Genomic DNA, 19,528 nt, shown 5'->3' with positions numbered 1-19,528 from the left:
TACATAGTAGCGACTACTATCAGCTACGGTACACTACCTTACCACCGAAGATGGTGGTTACCACTTTACCATTTACCTTGCGGCCTTCGTATGGCATGTTTTTGGATTTGCCTACGAAGTCGGCGGCGTGAATTTCGTATTCTGCGTTTGGGTCGAAGATGGTGATGTCGGCTGTTTTGCCAACTGATATATCTCCTAAATCATTTAAGCCAAGTATTCTTGCAGGATTGCTGCTCATGTAGGCAGCCATCTGCATAGGGCTGATTATTCCCCCAAGAACAAGCTCTGTATATGTAAGAGATGCGCTTGTCTCTAATCCTACTATACCAAATGGCGATGCGAAGCCTTGGGCTTTTTCTTCTGCTGTATGAGGAGCATGGTCTGTAGATATTACTTCGAATACTCCCTCGGCAAGACCTCGTCTTAAGGCCTCTCTATCCTCCTTGGTTCTTACAGGTGGATTCATCTTATAGTTGCCATCTCCTGGCACAATATCATCCTCTGTAAGAGTGAAATGATGTGGGCAAACCTCGCCTGAGACCTTGATGCCTCTGGCCTTTGCCTCCTTAAGGATGTCATAGCTTTCCTTTGTAGAGCAATGGCACAAATGAAGTGTTGCACCTGTTTCCTCAGCAAGCATAATATCACGAGCTTCGATGATATTTTCTACAGCGTTGCTAATTCCCTTTTCTCCCATGGAATCTGATTTTGCTCCCATGTTCATTACGCCCCCCTGGACAAGATTAATGTCCTCACAATGGGCAAGCACTGGAATGTCTGCCTTGGCAGCAAGCTTCATAGCCTCACGATATAGACCGGAATCCATAACAGATTTGCCATCCTCTGAAATGGCAGGAATGCCTTCCTTTATCATGCCCTCTAAATCTGAAAGCTCCTTGCCTTCCATTCCCTTAGTAACTGAGCCAACCTGAAGAACCCTTGTCAGTCCTACAGCCTTACCTTTGTCGTGAACATATTTTACAAGTTCAGGATTGTCCACTACCGGCTTTGTATTAGGCATGGCGCATACTGTTGTTACACCGCCTCTTGCAGCTGCTTTAGAACCTGTTTCGATGTCTTCCTTTGCTGTCTGTCCTGGGTCTCTAAAGTGTACGTGCATATCAATAAAACCTGGAAATACCATACACCCCTTCGCATCAATTACTTCATCAGAAAAAACGGGAACAATTTCAGCCGAAATAGCTGAAATACTGTTCCCGTCTATCTTGATATCTAATAATTCATCTGTGTTAGTTGGTGGATTAATAACCCTACCGTTTTTGATAATTAGGCTCATGCTATACCTCTTTTCTCTAAACTTTCAATAGTATAGCATAAACACCTAAAAGATGAAACAAATATACCCTAATTTAGGTGGCAAAATCAACGTGCTGTATACCTCCTGCATGACCATCACTTTCGTGTAAAAATATACCCGATTCCCTTATGGCTGCCCTGGCTATATTCTCATCATCATGGTTGAGAAATTCCGTTGATACCCTGCCTAAAAAAATTGCCCCAACATCTGACTGTTTAAGCGTATATAGCTCCATCTCACCCTTTTCATTCATGGACCATACACGCAGCTTTTCAAATATAGGATCATTCTCATCAATCCATCCACTGCAGTCCTCATCAAATACCGCAAGTTCGCCAAAGCCATCTCCAGTCATAGCTCCAAACAGCTCTGAGCCATCATTTATTTTTCCATCCTCATTTCTGTCTAGTGCCAAGAATCCATGCCCTTCAGCCAGCTTATTTATCTCATCTTCCTTTCCATCTCCATCTAAATCAAAATAAAATGTTTGATTAGATATAGATGTAGGTGAATCACTAAGATTAATTACAAGCGGATCTATAAAATTTGAAAAGGTGGACTGAATCCTGGTATATTCCTCGTGGAATGATTCAGACATTTCAAAGCCATAATCAAAGCTTAGCCTACGACCATCTGCTGTAACCGCTGTTCCCTTTGACATATAGGATACAGACTGTGTTTCAGTACGTTCATAGCAAATAGCTGTTGATGTTAGCTGGCCAGAATTCTCCTGGAAAAACTCACTAAGCATATCTGAAAAGCTTGTTTTTTCTCCAAAAATTCTGCTTAAAAGCAACACCCTTAGCAAATAGCTCATTGCCTGCATTCTGGTTTCCCTGTTTGCTATCTGTGACAGCCCATTTTCATCTTCTACCATATTCAGTTCATTTACATCTTTGACATCCGTCACATCTTCACTGCCCTCCGGCAGCTTAAATGTAATGTCACCGATTTTGATTGCAGGATTTTGGCTGACCTGAACCTTAGCCTTTGTAGTAACTGAATAGTTACTTTTTGAGGTCATTTGAACCTCAGAGTTTTGAATTACCATACGCTTCCCTCCTATAAATGATGGTTCATATTTATAAAGGGAAAATCCATTTTCCGTATCACAGTTTCTGAAACGAAAAAACCAGGAAAGCTTATCGCCTTCCTGGTCCTGTGATTATCGTCCGTGTAATTATATATCGGTATAATCTGCCTCATTCTTAACTGATGCAGCTCCATTTTTTAAGAAAACCAAGCTGCCATAAGTAACAATAAGTGCAAATAAAATGCTAAAGAATAGTGTATATACTGTATCTGATGCAAGTGGAAGCAATTCGGTAAAGAAAGTTCCTACAATATTGTAAACAATATGAACGAATATTGTTAAGAAGATATTGTCGTAAAGATACATTATATATCCTAAACCTAAGCCTAAAACAAATGCATAGCATCCCTGAATAGGATTAAGATGGAATGCTCCAAACAACAATGCCTGTACAAAAATTGCAAGGTAATAAGGCATTAGCTTTTTAGCTGCTGAATATGTAATACCTCTGAATATGAACTCTTCTACTACTGGTCCTAAGAACACTGCATATACAGCCATCAAAACTGATATTTCATCATCTAAACCTGCTGATTCAATAATGTTTTCGTATTCTTCCAGCCATGATGGAAATGCTACACCAAGAGCATTCATTAAAAACATGCTAATGTACTGCATTCCTATGCAAAACAAAATCAGTCCTACTATTGTTAGCGGAATATTTTTAGATATTCCCTTGATGCTATAGCTCTTGCCCTTCATAAACATTTTGTTATAGCAGGTGACAAATATTGCAACACCAACAACAGCGTATAAAACATAGATGCTACCATCAGTGGCGGTTGATAGTATAATATCAAACATATAGTCCATTAATTCATCAACCGTAGAGCCCTTGAAGGTTCCCATCGCGTATACAGCTCCACCTTCCATTACCACGATAGTAGCAATGTACTGTAAAATGAATGCTAATATACATGGAAGAAATATCCAAGCCATATACTTTATTCTGTTATTATTATTTTGGTTCATATCAATTTCCTTACTGTGCATTTAGTGTAAATCTAGTTTGTCTAAATGCCAAATGTCGTCTACATATTCTTGAATGGTTCTGTCAGATGAGAACTTGCCCACATGTGCTACATTTTCAAGTGCCATCTGTCCCCATTTAAATCTATCCTTGTAAGCCTCCTGAATCTTTTCATGGGCTTCACAATAAGATGCAAAATCCTTTAATACAAAATATGTATCAGCCTTTGCTGTACACTGTGTATTCAAAAGCGAATTGTAAATAGGTCTAAACAATTCTGGATTTTCGATGCTATAATATCCGTTAACCAACTGCTGTAGTACCTTCTGAATACGATGGTCATTGTTCATTACGTCTACAGGGTTGTAATCATTATTCTTCTCATGAGCAATAACCTCGTCAGAGCTCATACCGAAGATAAAAATATTCTTACCACCAAGCTCCTGGTACATTTCCACGTTAGCACCGTCCATAGTACCAATTGTAACTGCACCATTAAGCATGAACTTCATGTTACCTGTTCCTGATGCCTCCTTAGATGCTGTAGAAATCTGCTCTGAAACATCTGCTGCGGCAAAAATCCATTCAGCATTTGATACTCTATAATCTTCAATGAATACAACCTTAAGCTTGCCTTCGATTGACCTATCATTATTGATTACAGCTGCCACGTTATTAATTAGCTTGATAATAAGCTTTGCATTCTCATATCCTGCTGATGCCTTTGCTCCGAAGATAAAGGTTGTAGGATAGAAATCCATATCAGGATTCTCTTTAATCTGGTTGTACAGATACATAACATGAAGAATATTAAGAAGCTGACGCTTGTATTCATGCAATCTCTTAACCTGTACATCGAAGATTGAATTAGGGTCAACATCTACCCCATTATGATCAAAGATATATTTAGCAAGACGTCTCTTGTTCTCGTGCTTAATGTTAATAAACTCTTCGATTGAACGCTTGTCATCTATATATCTTTCAAGCTTTTCCATTTGGGACAAATCTGTAATCCAGCCACGACCAATCTTTGAAATTACCCAATCTGACAGCTTATAGTTACCATGCATAAGGAATCTTCTTTGAGTAATTCCGTTTGTCTTGTTGTTGAACTTCTCTGGATACATCTCATAGAAATCATGCAGAGATACGTTCTTCAAAATCTCTGTATGAAGAGCTGCAACACCATTTACTGAAAAGCTTGCAGCTATGGCCATATGAGCCATCTTTACCTGACCGTCTGCAAGAATTGCCATACGGCCCACCCTTGCCTCATCACCAGGGAACTTAGCCCTGATATCATCACAAAATCTACGATTAATCTCTTCTACTATCATATAGATACGTGGAAGCAGATTCTTAAAGATATCCTGTGGCCATTTTTCAAGAGCCTCGGACATGATGGTGTGGTTTGTGTATGCAACACAGTGTGTTGTAATCTCCCACGCATCATCCCAGCCAAGACCATGCTCATCCATAAGAAGTCGCATAAGCTCCGCAACTGTAAGGGTTGGATGAGTATCATTCATCTGGATTACAACCTTCTCAGGAAGTCTCTTAATATCGCTGTGATGACGGAAATATTTATCAAGGGCGCGCTGTAATGATGCAGATACAAAGAAGTACTGCTGCTTTAAACGTAGCTCCTTACCTTGAATATGATTGTCATTTGGATAAAGAACCTCTGTAAGGTTGCGGGCCAGATTCATATCCTCAACGGCCTTATTGTAATCGCCTCGCTCAAAGGAATCTAATCTGAAGACCTCCTTGGGCTTAGCGTCCCAAATCATAAGTGTATTAACCATACCATTATCAAAGCCAGTAACTGGCATATCATAAGGTGTGGCAATTACTGAATTATAACCCTCATGGATGTATTTTGTGGTGCCATCTGGCTGATTCTCATAACGAACCCAACCGCCAAATTTTACCTCGAACTCATACTCTGGGCGCTCCAATTCAAATGGGTATCGGGTCTGAAGCCAGTTGTCAGGGACTTCCTCCTGATAGCCATCCACAATCTTCTGCTTGAACATACCGTAATGGTATCTAATACCGCAGCCATAAGCCGGATACTGAAGTGTAGCAAGCGAATCCAAGAAGCATGCTGCAAGTCTTCCCAAACCACCATTACCTAAGGCTGGGTCTGGCTCCTGGTCCTCAATAGCATTAATATCAACTCCAAGTTCATCTAACGCATCCATGACCTCGGTATAACCACGCATATTAATCATGTTATTACCTAATAGTCGTCCAATTAGGAACTCCATAGACATGTAATATACGCACTTAGGATCCTGCTTGTTGAACTCCTTTTGAGTGTTCAACCAATTGTCGATAACTACCTCATTAACTACCTCGGAGCAGGCTCTGTATATCTCCTCCTCGGTAGCCTCATCAAAGTCCTTCCTAAACATGATTTTCACACGATTAACAATTTCGCGTTCAATCTCTTTAGTACTTGGCATCTGTCTCTTCATACCTCAAAACCCCTCCTATATACGTATTATGTGCGTAGGACGTATAAGCTGTTCCTAGTACTTCGTGCTCCCGCAGGGCACCCCTCATACTGCGCTAGGCAACCTCCCGCTACGCTATCGCTTCGCGGTTCCTTCCTAGCTTGCATGATACTTCCCTGCTCGCGCTTGCCCAGGTTATGTTCAGCTTATACTGATTTACTAACAATACACTTTAAGTAGCCTGTAGTGCACAAGCTATAATATTTCTTAAGCGAAGCGTGCTGCTGAGCGTAGAAATATTATGCTTGTGTGCGTAACAGGCGAGCCATAACGTAGTGGCTAGCCACGGCGTGTTACAGCAAGTGTTACCTTCTCGCCGTTGATGTTCCACTCTTTTACGTGGTCGCCGGCGTTACCTTCTTCGATAGAATCTGCAAGAACTTCGCCTGCGATAAGATCCTTGTTCTTTGCAAAGATTGCTGCAGCTTTCTCAGAGCCTGAGTATGCTACGCTGATGCGGTCCATAACCTCGAAATCAGCTTCCTTACGCATTGTCTGAATCTTAGAAACGATTTCTCTTACGAAGCCTTCCTCAAGAAGCTCTTCTGTAAGATTTGTATCGAGAACTACTGTTACGTAGTTGTCTCCGTCTGCTACGAAGCCTTCTGTCTGGGCCATAGAGATAAGTAAGTCTTCCTCTGCAAGCTCGATAGATGCATCAACCTCTGGCAATCTTAATACCCCATTTGCCTTAAGCTCTGCATAAGCTGCGTTTCCATCTAAGCTAGCGAGAGCCTTCTGGATACCGCCAAGGAACTTACCATACTTAGGTCCTACTGTACGAAGCTGTGGCTTGAATGAGTATGATGTGAATGAAGATACATCCTCTGTAAATGTAGCCTTCTTAACGTTAAGCTCATCCTCGATGATAGATACATACATTTCATCAAGCTCATGCTCAGCCTTGATGTACATCTGGCCGATTGGCTGTCTATTCTTAATCTGTGCTGTGTTACGGCAAGCACGTCCGTGAACTACTATCTTAAGGAGCTCATCCATATCTTCCTCAAGCTTCTTGTCAATGAATGCTTCATTAACAACTGGGAAGTCACAAAGATGGATTGACTCTGGTGCTGTCTTATCTACTGAGCGAACCATGTTCTGGTAGATTTCCTCTGTCATGAAAGGAATCATTGGTGCTGCTGCAAGCGAGATATCCTTAAGGCATGTGTAAAGAGTCATGTAAGCATTAACCTTATCCTGCTCCATTCCCTTTGCCCAGAATCTGTCACGGCAACGACGAACGTACCAGTTTGACATGTCATCTACGAACTCATCTAAAGCACGTGCTGCTTCTGGAATCTTGTAGTTTGAAAGATTATCATCAACAGCCTTAATTGCTGAGTTAAGACGTGAAAGAATCCACTTGTCCATAACTGCAAGCTTGCTAAAGTCAAGCTCGTACTTTGTAGGATCAAACTCATCAATGTTTGCATATAAAATATAGAAAGCGTATGTATTCCAAAGTGTTCCAAGGAACTTTCTCTGGCCTTCCATAACTGCGTTCTCACCAAATCTCTTTGGAATCCATGGTGCTGAAGATGTGTAGAAGTACCATCTAATTGCATCTGCACCCATCTTTTCAAGTGCATCGAATGGGTCAACAGCGTTGCCCTTAGACTTAGACATCTTCTGACCGTTCTCATCCTGAACGTGACCTAAAACGATAACGTTCTCATAAGGAGCCTTGTTGAAAAGTAAAGTTGATTCAGCCATCAACGAATAGAACCAACCACGTGTCTGGTCAACAGCCTCTGAAATAAACTTAGCAGGGAACTGCTGCTCAAAGACTTCCTTATTTTCGAATGGATAGTGATGCTGAGCGAATGGCATTGCACCTGAATCGAACCAGCAGTCAATAACCTCTGGTACACGCTTCATTGTGCCCTTACATTCTGGACATGTGCATGTAACCTCATCGATGTATGGACGGTGAAGCTCGATAGTCTCTGCTTCAGGTCTGCCTGAAAGCTCTGCAAGCTCCTTGCGGCTACCGATAGAAATCTGCTTACCGCAATCAGGACATTCCCAAATGTTAAGTGGAGTTCCCCAATAACGGTTACGAGAAATACCCCAGTCCTGAACGTTCTCAAGCCAATCGCCGAAACGTCCCTTACCGATGTTCTCTGGAATCCAGTTAACTGTATTGTTATTTCTAATCAGGTCATCCTTAACCTCTGTCATCTTGATGAACCATGATTCTCTAGCGTAGTAGATAAGTGGAGTATCGCATCTCCAGCAGTGTGGATATTCGTGCTCGAACTTAGGAGCATCGAAAAGCTTACCTTCCTTATCAAGGTCCTTAAGAACCTCTGGGTCTGCCTTCTTAACGAAGAGACCTGCATAAGGAGTCTCCTCGGTCATCTCACCCTTGCCATCTACGAACTGAACGAATGGAAGGTCATACTTACGACCTACCTTAGCATCGTCCTCACCAAATGCAGGAGCGATATGTACGATACCAGTACCATCTGACATAGTAACATATGAGTCACATGTAACGAAGTGAGCCTTCTTGTGCTGCTTTTCAGCTGCAACGCCTGCGCACTCAAAAAGTGGCTCATATTCCTTGTACTCTAAATCTGTACCCTTGTATGTCTCAAGTACTTCGTAAGGCTTAGCGCCTTCTTCTGTAGCAACCTTTGAAAGCACCTTATCTGCAAGTGCCTCTGCAAGGATGTATGTATATCCATCAACAGCCTTAACCTTGATGTATGTCTCATCAGGGTTTACACAAAGTGCAAGGTTAGATGGAAGTGTCCATGGTGTTGTTGTCCATGCAAGGAAGTAAGCATCCTCACCCTTGATTTTGAAACGAACAACTGCTGAACGCTCTTTAACTGTCTTATATCCCTGTGCAACCTCCTGTGCTGAAAGAGGTGTACCACAACGTGGGCAATATGGAACGATTTTGAATCCCTTATAAAGGAGCTTCTTATCCCAGATAGTCTTAAGTGCCCACCACTCAGACTCAATAAAGTTGTTATCGTATGTGATGTAAGGATTATCCATGTCAGCCCAGAAACCTACAGTTCCAGAGAAATCCTCCCACATACCTTTGTATTTCCATACAGATTCCTTACATTTTTTAATGAAAGGCTCCATACCATATTCTTCGATTTGTTCCTTACCATTAAGACCAAGAAGCTTTTCTACTTCTAGCTCTACAGGAAGACCATGAGTATCCCAACCAGCTTTTCTAGGCACGAATTTGCCTTTCATTGTCTGGAATCTGGGAATCATGTCCTTGATAGCACGTGTTTCTACGTGACCGATGTGTGGCTTACCATTTGCTGTTGGTGGTCCATCATAAAATGTGTAAGTCTCTCCCTTTTTTCTTGAATCCATTGATTTCTGGAAGATATCATTCTCCTCCCAGAACTTCTGTACCTGCTTCTCCCTTTCAACGAAGTTCAGGCTTGCGTCTACCTTGTTGTACATATTAGTAATTCCTTTCTATGAGGATATCCTTTCTCGTCAGATATCCCTTCTCTTACTATTAAAAATGCCGTAGGCACATTTAACCTAAATTAAAGTGTATCATCTATATCGAATTCCTGGTCGTTAAATGGGAGCTCATCCTCTTCTCCGATACCGTAGAATTCGTATAATTCCTGCATGCCATCAGTGTCATCGTAAATCTTTTCGATGTTGGCTGCGTTGTGCATAATAAATACCCATGAAACAATGCAGGCAATAATACTTATTATTGATGTAACTATTCCAATTACAGAAAATATCTTTCCAAGCTGATTGCCATTTCTGACAAGAACAATAATGCCAAGTACTATAGAAATAATAGCGGCAATGACATTGATTCCAAGCATAAAAAGCACCAGTGAGATAACTCCAAGAACCATAGATGCTACTGCTGTTCCCATACCATCTGATGCAGGAACATAGCCTGGTTCCATATAGCTATATTTAGGGCCATTATAGCTTCCGAAATTTGGATCATAGGAATTATTTTGGGTTTCTTCCTGCTTTAAATCCTGGTCATCTTCATCTTCAAACATATAATCGTTATTCATAATTCACCTACTAAACCTAATATTAACCTAATCTTAATTATGATAACTGTTTACGCCCTTTTTTACAACCCTGCTAAATAAAAAAACACCCCGAGGTTACGGCTCGCTTGTTACGCTCTCAATCCTGAGACATTTCCTTCGTCAACTAATGTTTCCTTCGGAAACGCTCAGAGATTGATAGCTACAAGCTATCGTCACACTACAGGGTGTCAATATTATACGATATTAGAAATCTGTGAGGTTAGCTGCGCGTCTTTCAAGGAATGCGCCCATACCTTCAGCCTTATCATGTGTAGAACATGTGATACCGAAAAGGTTAGCTTCCATCTCAACAGCGTTCTTGATATCCATATCATATCCGTTGTTGATAGCAGCCTTTGCGATAGATACTGCATAGCTTCCCTTTGAAGCAATCTTAGCAGCCATAGCCTTAGCTGTAGACATAAGCTCTTCTGTAGTTGTTACCTTGTTTACAAGACCGATTCTGTATGCTTCGTTAGCATCGATAGAATCGCATGTGAAGATAAGCTCCTTAGCACGTCCCATACCTACAAGACGAGCAAGTCTCTGTGTACCACCGAAACCTGGGATAATTCCAAGGCCTGTCTCTGGCTGACCAAATGTAGCGTTCTCTGAAGCGATACGAATATCACAAGCCATAGCGATTTCGCATCCACCGCCGAGTGCGAAACCATTAACTGCAGCGATTGTAACCTGTCTCATGTTCATAAGCTTAAAGAATGGAACTGATGCTCTCATACCAAATGCACGAGCCTCAGCTGCTGTAAAGTTAACCATCTCAGAGATGTCTGCACCAGCAACGAATGACTTGAATGCATTATCCTTCTTATCAGGACCACCTGTAAGAATAAGTACCTTAACATCATCTCTTGCCTCGATTTCTGTTAAAGCTACGTTAAGCTCATCAAGTGTCTCTGAATTAAGTGCATTAAGTGCTGCTGGACGTGAAATTGTAAGAACTGCAATCTCATCAGCAACTTCAAGCTTTAAGTTGTTAAATTCGCTCATAGTAATCCTCCTCTTTAAGGGTCTGGCCCTTTTTTCTCATGTAAACTATATTAGTCCATTGTTAAACTTTTGTCAATCCCGTTAAACGTTTTTATCTGCTACTTTCATTTTCTTTTTGTTAGCATACATTAAGGAGTCCGCTCTCTCGAAAACATCTGAAACGAATTTATCCTTTTTATCATAAACGGAATAGCCAATTGCAATTGTTACCTTGCCGTTCTTTTTATTTTTATCATTTGCTTTGTTAATTCGCTCAATTCTTGATTCAAGGTAGTCGTAATCCTTACCCTGTACCACAGCCACAAATTCATCACCGCCAATTCTGAATACAGGGCTTCTTGAAAATGCGTCGCAGACCATCTCGCAGCCCTCTTTAATATAGGCATCGCCTGCTGCATGTCCCATGTTATCGTTAACCTGTTTCAGACCATTGATATCGCATACCACAATAGCAAACTGAATATCGTTTCCAACGCTTATCTGAACATTTAAATATTCCTCTTCATCAACATAAGCACGTTTATTCTTTACGCCAGTAAGCGGATCCTTTGTAGCCTTATCCTCTGCCTCTTTAAGATTAGCAGCATATTCCTGTTCCATAAGAACCTGATTTTCAACATCAATAATACCAACTATAAGCTTATCTCCCGTTTTTTCCTTTACAAGAGTTGCTTTAAGGCATACATGTGTTATTACCCCATTAATCAGAAATCTATAATTGTAAATAAACACACCATGCTTACTAATGCTGTTTAAAATATTCTCCTTAGTGAATACCTTCAGATAATCCTTCAAATCCTTTGGATGAACTACTTTTCTAGAATTATCTCTGGATATTCCAAAGAATTCATCTCCTTCATTTGGTATGTTTAACTTTTCAAATTCCTGTGTAGCTGTAAAGCATACATAGTGTTCGGTTTCAGGGTCAACAGAATAGAAACAGATAAAATCACCTGAAAGAGCCATTACACGACTGTACATAAGTCTTTCTTCGTTAGCTCTTTCAATAATCTCCTGCTGTTTAACCTGCGAATCTACGTTATTGATTCCAATAATGATATGTTTGTTATCTGTTCTTATTCTTACAGCCTTCAAATTAACATAAATAGGCTTACCATTCATCATAAGACGATATGTCAATGTATAAGAACCCTGTTCTTCGATGGTCTTCTTGATATTTCTTTTCGTAAAGGATTTCAACATAATATCTACATCCTCAGCATAAATCCTTTTCTTTATCTCGGATTCAGCCGCTCTGAAGAAGTCTGTTCCCCTTCTTTCAACAGCAACATCACGATTGTAACCGTCAGGGTTGAATTCGATAAAATCTCCAGATTCCATATCAACAAAATACATATCGATATAGTCTTCCGACAAAGCTCTTGCTATATAATTGTAGGTTAAAGAATCTGTGTTGCTTTGTGTTTCATTAACCTGAAGGATTGCAATAACTACAGCAGAAAGCTTTGTAACAGGATTAACAGCAATTCTCTGAAGTAGAATCTGAACTATATTTCCATCAGGCATTCTATCGTCGATAATAGCTCGCTTACCTGTTTTAGCACAATTTCTAATACAGTTTAATGTGTATATACCAACAGTTTTTACATCTTCCTTGTCTTCGTTAGCTTTTTTAGAATCATCAAATCGGTAGATACCGCTGGTGTTCGCCCCCGGTATATTTTGGGACACGAATATCCTGAATACATTGTTATCTCTGATAATTCTCAGCGTCTTACCATCTGTTTCAACTATAGCAATTGGGAATGAGTCAAAATAATTTGCAAGCTCGTTATTATTGCTTCTCGCAAAAGACAAATCGTAAAGACCGATTCTGCCTACAGCTGAATAATAAGACGATTCATCTGGATTCTCAAATCCAATGGCCATGCCTTTTTCATATCTTTCAAAGACTTGGCTTGATGGGAGTGGTTTACAATAATAGAATCCCTGAAGCTTTGTACATCCAATCTCCTGTAGAAATTCTACCTGATTTTCAAACTCAACACCTTCAATAACAGTCTCCATTCCAAGTAACATGGCAAGCCTTACCAGCTCGGTAAGGATAATCCTAGCTCGTTCACTTTTGCTTATTTGCTGCACATAGAACATATTGATTTTCAGCGCATCAAAATGCATCTTCTGCAAGATAGCAAGGGCAGCATCGCCACTTCCATAATCATCCATCCACACCTGGAAGCCTAAATCTCTAAACTGCTCCAGCTGAGAAATGACAAAATCGTTACCTATGGTTAAAGACCTTTCTGACACCTCGATTGCAATAAGTCTTCTGGAAGTCTTTGATTCCTCAACTCTTCTAGTAACCTCTTCAACGATATCGCAGGTATAGAAATCTACCTGTGACAGATTTATAGATGTTGGAACAACGTAGAGTCCTCGTTTTCTCTGGTCCTCCATCTTCTGCAAGGCCTTTTCTAATACATACAAATCTAACCTATGAACTGCATTAACCGCCTCAAGTGCAGGCACGAAGTCCATAGGATTTAACATACCAAGAACAGGGTCTTCCCATCTAATGAGAGCTTCTTCCCCACATACTCTGCCATTAGATGTTCTGATGATTGGCTGATAATAAACCTCCAGCCATTCTTCCTCTATAGCCCTGTCTAAGTTATCAATTATGTACTTGCTTTTGTTAAAAGTTCCCCCAATGTCGCTCATTAAACGTTTAGTCTCCTTTGAATCTCGCTTACTACTTCACGTCCTTTGAAAATGATTGCTCCTACAAACAGGATAACGCTTATCATCAAGCAAACTATCCATGCAACAGGACAATCTCTATCAGCAAAGAAATAAAAAACTATGTATGGCAAAATGCCAACTACAAGATTTGTCAGAAGATATACCATTGCGTTGCCATTCTTATCTATCATGGCAAGAACAAAGTTGGCAATAAGTGTCCCCATTATCACTATTGGCGCAACCCATTCTGTAATAAATGGTAGCTTTCCAATATAATAAGCTGTAACACCCGTCATCACCAAAACAATAAACACAAACAGCGTCATTATTCTGGCTGAGCTTATTCCTTTTTTGAAAAGCCTCATAATTCCAAATTCAAAAACAATCAGCCACATGGAAACAATCAGGCTCCAGTGGAATTTAACGAAATGCCACATATCGAAGCCAAACAGAAAATCCAGTCCTAGGCTGGATATTACAACAGTCCAAACAATAAAAAGCTGTAGCTTATAAAAGAAAGATTGCAGCTTAAGTGTTGTCTGCTGTGGAAAATAAGGTTTCTCTGATTCTCCATTTAATTTACTTTGACATAAAGGGCATTTTTTAAGATTGCCCCCTACTTCTATTTTACAATAAGGACAGTTCTTCATTATCGAATCACCTCCGTTGCATAAACTCTAATGTTAATTCCATCCTCTGCCAGGCTTCTCACAAGGGATTTGATTACTCTTGTGTTGGCGTAAGGTGAAGTGATTCCAAGAGATAACTCTCCGTTGTAGCTATACATTGTTGAAAACAGATTAGCCGAACTGCAAAAAGCACTGTAGTTTTGAATCATGTCCCCTACTTCCTTAGGTGGCTTTTGCACTCCTAGGTTGGATAAAACTACTGACACCTTCTTGTCTGTTACCCTTGAACCATATTTAACAACCCATTGTTTGATGAACAGTGGGACTGCTCTAACTGGAGCAACATATTCCATGGTCTCAAAATTATCCATCTGCTTTTTAATGTTATCCACAGTAAGATTGGTTTTGAGTTTTTCGTCAAACTCCTTTGCCAAATCCTCAAGGGAAATGTCCTCATCAAACACATGTGATACGTTAACATTGTTAAAGAAGTTTCTTGATGTCTGACTTGGATAGTAATTTCTAAGGTTTACAGGCATTGAAACATTGATTGGCGTTTTACGCTTTCTAGGTGGCATATCCTCCATAATAGCCATCATGAATCTGGCACCTATATAGCTTGTAAGGGAAACCCCTATTTCCTTTGCCTTTGGAAGTATCTGTTCTGTTGGCATATGAACCTCGAAGAACTGAAGCTGGTCATATGGCAGCTTTAGTCCGCTTGGATGATATGCATATTTCAAGGATGACCCCTTCAAGCCCATGCTTCCGAAGAACTGCTTATAGCTATCCTGATTCAAATCATCCTCTGATGCACCTGAATGGATAGTTGTATCTTCGAAACGCCCAGGATATTTTAGCTTTAAATAATCCAGCACTATAATATTTAAAAACTCTAATGCTCCTGTTCCATCTGATATGGCATGGAACAAATCTAAGTTAATTCTGTTGCCGTAGTAAGTAACCTTGTAATGTAGCATCGCTCTGCCCGGCACGTAAAGTATAGGACAAACTCGGCCATGCTCCTCAGTAACAACCGGTTGAATATCTGTATCTTCCATGTAATGCCAGAAGATTCCTCTTCTGATTCTTACCTGAAACTGTGGTCTAATCTGAATTGCAGATAAAACTGCTTCCTGTAGTAATTCTGGGTCTATCTCTTCCCAAAGAGTTGCGCTTACTCTAAGAGTTCGTGTATCTCTTTTAGATGCTGTTGCAAGAAAGACCTTTGCAACATTATCTACCTTATACCAATTATCTCTACTCATTTCTTTCCTCTAACTTACATATATTATATTAGATACATAATCGGCCACGCGCTTCATGGCACGGGTTGCAATAGGAAGAGGCATTTGCTGATAAACATGCCAGCCATCCTTTTCAATATCAATTATAGCTTCCCCACCAGCCTTTAGTATCTTCTTTTGCAGTTGAACACTGTCTTCTAATAAAATCTCATTTCTTCCAACCATGATGAATGTAGGTGGGAAGCTGGTGAAATCTCCGTATAACGGACTGTATTTAGGGTCCGCGAAATCAACATCTTCACCTACAAAGGCATTTCTGACACCTTCAACATATTCCTTAGTTAGAATTGGGTCCTTTTCCTTGTATTTTTCATAGGATTTAGAAGTGGCTGTCATATCAGTCCATGGGCTGAACAATATCAATCCCTTAGGTGATACCAGCTCCTCCTTAATAAGCTTCATGGTCATGCATAACACCAGATTGCCTCCGGCAGAATCCCCCGCAAGCAATACCTTATTAGGCTCATAGCCCTTTTCCATAAGATATTTCCATATCTTCATGCCATCCTCTAAAGGAGCAGGATATTTGTGCTCTGGTGCAAGTCTGTACTCAAATGACACTACTGAAAAACCTGTAGCAACCGCAAGCTTTGCCGCAAGTATTCTGGCATAGCCTAATCCTCCGCAGGTGTAGCCACCTCCGTGGGCATATAAAATTACATACTGTGGATTGTGAGCGAAATCAGGCTTCACCCACTCGCAGGCGATATTTTTAACCTTGAATTCTTCAACTGTGACATCTGATGTAGGGGCGGCCAGCTTCCCCGCTCTTTCCATAGCAGAGCGTTGCCTTTTTAAATCTTCTTCGGTTAAAGATTTGCCACCTATAGAATTGATAGCCTTAATTGCTATCATTAACGGATCATTAAGATTCAGTTTTAATAACGCCATACTAACCCTCTATTTTAATGTACTGTTTTAATTATAATAATTATAAGTCAAATTTTCCACAAAACCACACAATGTTCACTTTTATTACTCATTTTCATTACTAAGTTGTCGATTTCACAGTTTTTTCACATTTTAGTCACAGTTTGACACCAAATAACTATTGTCACATGATAGAATATCCGTGTACGAAAAAGCATTAGTCTTTTTTAGGGGAGGCGCAGCCATGGATATAGCTGAGATTTCTATGAATTTAAGTCAAAACCAGCTTCTTACCGCAGTGGGGACTGCTATGCTTGGCAAGACATTAGATGTCGTAGAAGGACAAGCCGATGCTTTAACAAAAAGCATGGATATGAATTCTCCATCATTGGAAAGCTTGGTTTATCCTACGTCAGGTACCATGATTGACATGCGCATATGAGTTATAAATGTATTTTGGTTTTTACGATAAAGAGCTTGCCCGTTGCAAGCTCTTTTTATTTCAGTTATATTGCCTAACCTACTGGAATCAGTTCACAAATAAGGTAAGCAATTCACAATAAAAAATTTTCTTTATATGTTTTATTCACATTTTTTACATTGTTAGTTCACCTATGGATAGTATTATAATTACATCGCAAGACAGAAGCGATGAACCATTTTTTTCATAACATTATTCTCCCTTTTGAAAAGCGATGCCCCGCCGGCATCGCTTTTTACTGTCTAAAAATATTAACTTTCAATATCCATTTTGATATTATATATTCATGGTTAATTCAAAACACGAACTAATAATTAAAGATATTAAAAGCGCTATAAATTCTGGCAAATATAACCCTAGCGATAAGATTCCATCGGAAAATCAGCTTGCCAGCAAATATAATGTCAGCAGACAAACTGTACGAAAGGCTCTTAGCAAGCTTATCGATGAAGGCTATCTATATCCTGTTCATGGAAGCGGCACCTTTGTTGCCGAAAGAAAAACCAAACAAAAACACAGCAAGAATATCGCTGTAGTTTCAACCTTCATGTCTGACTATATTTTCCCAAGAGTTATCCAGGGAATCAACCAGGTTTTAGACGAAAATGGCTACAGTATCCTTTTAAAAACCACCAACAACTCCCGCAAGGGTGAGGCCTGGTGCATGGAGGAGCTGCTTTCCAAAAACATCGATGGCATGATTATCGAGCCTAGCCAAAGTGCAATCAGCTGCCAGCATCAGGTACTTTACGACCAGATGGATGCCATGGGGATCCCATATGTATTCATCCAAGGCTGCTATGAAGCCATGATGGACAGACCTTTTGTAATGCTAGATGACGTTGAGGGTGGTCGACTTATCACAGAACATTTAATAAAGCTTGGCCATAAGAACATTGCAGGCATTTTCAAAGCGGACGACACTCAGGGAATACTACGCCACAAAGGCTATGTAAAGGCCCTTCAGGCTGCCGGCATTACCTACAATCCAGATTTAGTTATTTGGTATCATACAAAGGATAAAACTATGAAGCCTATGGAGGGGCTAATTAGAATATTAGAAAGCGGAACTTCATGTCATGCAGTGGTATGCTACAATGACGAAATCGCCGCTGATGTAATCAAAGGACTGCAGAATATTGGACGAAGCGTCCCACATGATATATCAGTAACAGGCTTTGATAATTCCCTGCTTGCCCACAGCAAAGGAATCACAACCATCGCCCACCCACAGGAAGAGCTTGGAAAAAAAGCTGCCACCACCCTGTTAGGGTTAATCGATGGCAGCATTTCCCGCAAAGAAGCTCATATTCTTCTAGAACCTAAATTAATCGAAAGAAAATCTTGTTTCTAAAGATTCTTGATACGCTCGATTGCTCGGGCAGTATTTTCAGCAGAACCGAAGGCTGTCAGGCGGAAGTATCCTTCACCTGATGGTCCGAAGCCTGCTCCTGGAGTTCCAACAATCTGAACATTTTCCAATAAATAATCAAAGAAATCCCAAGAAGTCATATTGTTAGGTGTCTTAAGCCAAATGTAAGGTGCGTTAACACCACCATAAACCTCAAATCCAGCATCCTTAAGGCCTGTGTAGATTGTCTTTGCATTGTTCATATAGTATCCAACCTGCGCCTTTATCTGAGCCTGACCCTCAGCTGAATAAACAGCCTCGCCAGCGCGCTGGATAATATAAGGAGCTCCGTTGAATTTGGTTCCGTGACGTCTTGCCCACATACCGTGTAATGACTGATTGTCATAAACCAAATCCTTAGGCACTACAGTGTAGCCAAGTCTTACACCTGTAAAGCCTGCATTCTTTGAGAATGAATGAATTTCGATAGCACATGTGCGTGCACCAGCACATTCATAGATAGAATGTGGTACATCATCCTCTGAAATATATGCCTCGTAAGCTGCATCAAAAATAATCAGACAGCCATTTTTGTTAGCATAATCAACCCATAGCTGAAGCTGGCTCTTTGTAAGAGTTGTTCCAGTTGGATTGTTTGGAAGACAAAGATAAATAACGTCTGGAGTCTCCTTAGGAAACTCTGGAACGAATTTATTCTCTGCTGTGGTTGGCATGTAAATAAGATCCGACCACTTTCCTGTAGCTTCATCGTATGAACCACATCTTCCAGCCATAACGTTTGAATCAACATATACTGGATAAACAGGATCGCATACTGCTATTTTAACATTAGAAGCGAACAGTTCCTGAATATCTGCCGAATCAGATTTTGCACCATCTGATACAAAAATCTCATCAGCGCTGATATCGCAGCCTCTGGACTGATAGTCGTTTTTGGCAATAGCCTCTCGTAAAAATGGATAACCTAAATCAGGTGCATAACCGTGAAATGTTGATGCGTTACCCATTTCATCAACTGCACTGTGAAGTGCATTTATCATAGCTGGAGCTATTGGCTGTGTAACATCACCAATTCCAAGTCTAATGATATCCGCATTAGGATTAGCCTCGGAATAAGCAGCAACCTTTTTCGCAATTGTTGAAAAAAGATAGCTTCCTGGAAGTTTTGCAAAATTAGAATTAACCTTAAACATGTTCGCCTCCCTT

General features: G+C 40.4%; 14 protein-coding genes. 2 read left to right on the top strand and 12 right to left on the bottom strand.

Translation table 11 applies throughout. From position 1 onward, the window contains the following. Nucleotides 1–19 precede the first annotated feature (19 nt). The 11 genes from G611_RS0101650 to G611_RS0101600 all read right to left on the bottom strand — a co-directional run bounded on the left by G611_RS0101650 (nucleotide 20) and on the right by G611_RS0101600 (nucleotide 16,490). A complete protein-coding gene (locus G611_RS0101650; RefSeq protein ID WP_028242128.1) occupies nucleotides 20–1,297 on the bottom strand; it encodes a dihydroorotase in 1,278 nt (425 codons plus the stop codon). A gap of 73 nt (nucleotides 1,298–1,370) precedes the next feature. Further along, complete coding sequence (locus G611_RS15075) at nucleotides 1,371–2,369, bottom strand: hypothetical protein (RefSeq protein WP_051195004.1); 999 nt, start codon at nucleotides 2,367–2,369, stop codon at nucleotides 1,371–1,373. 129 nt (nucleotides 2,370–2,498) lie between these two features. Continuing rightward, on the bottom strand, nucleotides 2,499–3,350 hold the full coding sequence (locus G611_RS0101640; RefSeq protein ID WP_207636284.1) for a CPBP family intramembrane glutamic endopeptidase: 852 nt from the start codon (nucleotides 3,348–3,350) through the stop codon (nucleotides 2,499–2,501). Between the two features lie 54 nt (nucleotides 3,351–3,404). Continuing rightward, the gene (locus tag G611_RS0101635) at nucleotides 3,405–5,861 is read right to left on the bottom strand and encodes a glycogen/starch/alpha-glucan phosphorylase (protein WP_028242126.1); all 2,457 of its coding nucleotides are present in this window, start codon (nucleotides 5,859–5,861) and stop codon (nucleotides 3,405–3,407) included. Nucleotides 5,862–6,179: 318 nt separating this feature from the next. Beyond that, on the bottom strand, nucleotides 6,180–9,341 hold the full coding sequence (gene ileS / locus G611_RS0101630; RefSeq protein WP_028242125.1) for an isoleucine--tRNA ligase: 3,162 nt from the start codon (nucleotides 9,339–9,341) through the stop codon (nucleotides 6,180–6,182). Between the two features lie 89 nt (nucleotides 9,342–9,430). Beyond that, complete coding sequence (locus tag G611_RS0101625; RefSeq protein ID WP_028242124.1) at nucleotides 9,431–9,931, bottom strand: DUF4190 domain-containing protein; 501 nt, start codon at nucleotides 9,929–9,931, stop codon at nucleotides 9,431–9,433. Between the two features lie 225 nt (nucleotides 9,932–10,156). Beyond that, nucleotides 10,157–10,960 carry an enoyl-CoA hydratase-related protein gene (locus G611_RS0101620; RefSeq protein ID WP_028242123.1) on the bottom strand — a complete coding sequence of 268 codons (804 nt, stop codon included), beginning with the start codon at nucleotides 10,958–10,960 and terminating at the stop codon, nucleotides 10,157–10,159. Between the two features lie 81 nt (nucleotides 10,961–11,041). Further along, nucleotides 11,042–13,642, bottom strand: coding sequence for an EAL domain-containing protein (locus tag G611_RS15070; RefSeq protein ID WP_028242122.1), 2,601 nt, complete (start codon nucleotides 13,640–13,642; stop codon nucleotides 11,042–11,044). Further along, complete coding sequence (locus tag G611_RS0101610; protein WP_028242121.1) at nucleotides 13,642–14,313, bottom strand: DUF6320 domain-containing protein; 672 nt, start codon at nucleotides 14,311–14,313, stop codon at nucleotides 13,642–13,644. The genes G611_RS15070 and G611_RS0101610 overlap by 1 nt, the downstream gene beginning before the upstream one ends. Then, nucleotides 14,313–15,560, bottom strand: coding sequence for a hypothetical protein (locus tag G611_RS0101605; protein ID WP_028242120.1), 1,248 nt, complete (start codon nucleotides 15,558–15,560; stop codon nucleotides 14,313–14,315). The genes G611_RS0101610 and G611_RS0101605 overlap by 1 nt, the downstream gene beginning before the upstream one ends. A gap of 9 nt (nucleotides 15,561–15,569) precedes the next feature. Then, the gene (locus G611_RS0101600) at nucleotides 15,570–16,490 is read right to left on the bottom strand and encodes an alpha/beta hydrolase (RefSeq protein WP_028242119.1); all 921 of its coding nucleotides are present in this window, start codon (nucleotides 16,488–16,490) and stop codon (nucleotides 15,570–15,572) included. Between the two features lie 223 nt (nucleotides 16,491–16,713). On the opposite strand from G611_RS0101600, the gene G611_RS0101595 reads away from it, so the two are divergent. Then, nucleotides 16,714–16,911 carry a YjfB family protein gene (locus tag G611_RS0101595; RefSeq protein WP_028242118.1) on the top strand — a complete coding sequence of 66 codons (198 nt, stop codon included), beginning with the start codon at nucleotides 16,714–16,716 and terminating at the stop codon, nucleotides 16,909–16,911. 325 nt (nucleotides 16,912–17,236) lie between these two features. Then, nucleotides 17,237–18,304 carry a GntR family transcriptional regulator gene (locus tag G611_RS0101590; RefSeq protein WP_028242117.1) on the top strand — a complete coding sequence of 356 codons (1,068 nt, stop codon included), beginning with the start codon at nucleotides 17,237–17,239 and terminating at the stop codon, nucleotides 18,302–18,304. Here G611_RS0101590 and G611_RS0101585 read toward each other — a convergent pair. Next, nucleotides 18,301–19,515 carry an LL-diaminopimelate aminotransferase gene (locus tag G611_RS0101585; RefSeq protein WP_028242116.1) on the bottom strand — a complete coding sequence of 405 codons (1,215 nt, stop codon included), beginning with the start codon at nucleotides 19,513–19,515 and terminating at the stop codon, nucleotides 18,301–18,303. The genes G611_RS0101590 and G611_RS0101585 overlap by 4 nt on opposite strands. Nucleotides 19,516–19,528: the final 13 nt, after the last annotated feature.

The sequence above is a fragment of the Pseudobutyrivibrio ruminis AD2017 genome (assembly GCF_000424305.1).
GTDB lineage: Bacteria > Bacillota > Clostridia > Lachnospirales > Lachnospiraceae > Pseudobutyrivibrio > Pseudobutyrivibrio ruminis_B.
This window is presented reverse-complemented; position numbering and strand designations above follow the sequence as displayed.

Coding starts and splice junctions, on each gene's coding strand:
- G611_RS0101620 (WP_028242123.1), bottom strand. CDS start 10,960: ATGAGCGAATTTAACAACTTAAAGCTTGAAGTTGCTGATGAGATTGCA.
- G611_RS0101585 (WP_028242116.1), bottom strand. CDS start 19,515: ATGTTTAAGGTTAATTCTAATTTTGCAAAACTTCCAGGAAGCTATCTT.
- G611_RS0101625 (WP_028242124.1), bottom strand. CDS start 9,931: ATGAATAACGATTATATGTTTGAAGATGAAGATGACCAGGATTTAAAG.
- ileS (WP_028242125.1), bottom strand. CDS start 9,341: ATGTACAACAAGGTAGACGCAAGCCTGAACTTCGTTGAAAGGGAGAAG.
- G611_RS0101600 (WP_028242119.1), bottom strand. CDS start 16,490: ATGGCGTTATTAAAACTGAATCTTAATGATCCGTTAATGATAGCAATT.
- G611_RS0101605 (WP_028242120.1), bottom strand. CDS start 15,560: ATGAGTAGAGATAATTGGTATAAGGTAGATAATGTTGCAAAGGTCTTT.
- G611_RS0101595 (WP_028242118.1), top strand. CDS start 16,714: ATGGATATAGCTGAGATTTCTATGAATTTAAGTCAAAACCAGCTTCTT.
- G611_RS15070 (WP_028242122.1), bottom strand. CDS start 13,642: ATGAGCGACATTGGGGGAACTTTTAACAAAAGCAAGTACATAATTGAT.
- G611_RS0101590 (WP_028242117.1), top strand. CDS start 17,237: ATGGTTAATTCAAAACACGAACTAATAATTAAAGATATTAAAAGCGCT.
- G611_RS0101635 (WP_028242126.1), bottom strand. CDS start 5,861: ATGAAGAGACAGATGCCAAGTACTAAAGAGATTGAACGCGAAATTGTT.
- G611_RS0101610 (WP_028242121.1), bottom strand. CDS start 14,313: ATGAAGAACTGTCCTTATTGTAAAATAGAAGTAGGGGGCAATCTTAAA.
- G611_RS0101640 (WP_207636284.1), bottom strand. CDS start 3,350: ATGGCTTGGATATTTCTTCCATGTATATTAGCATTCATTTTACAGTAC.
- G611_RS0101650 (WP_028242128.1), bottom strand. CDS start 1,297: ATGAGCCTAATTATCAAAAACGGTAGGGTTATTAATCCACCAACTAAC.
- G611_RS15075 (WP_051195004.1), bottom strand. CDS start 2,369: ATGGTAATTCAAAACTCTGAGGTTCAAATGACCTCAAAAAGTAACTAT.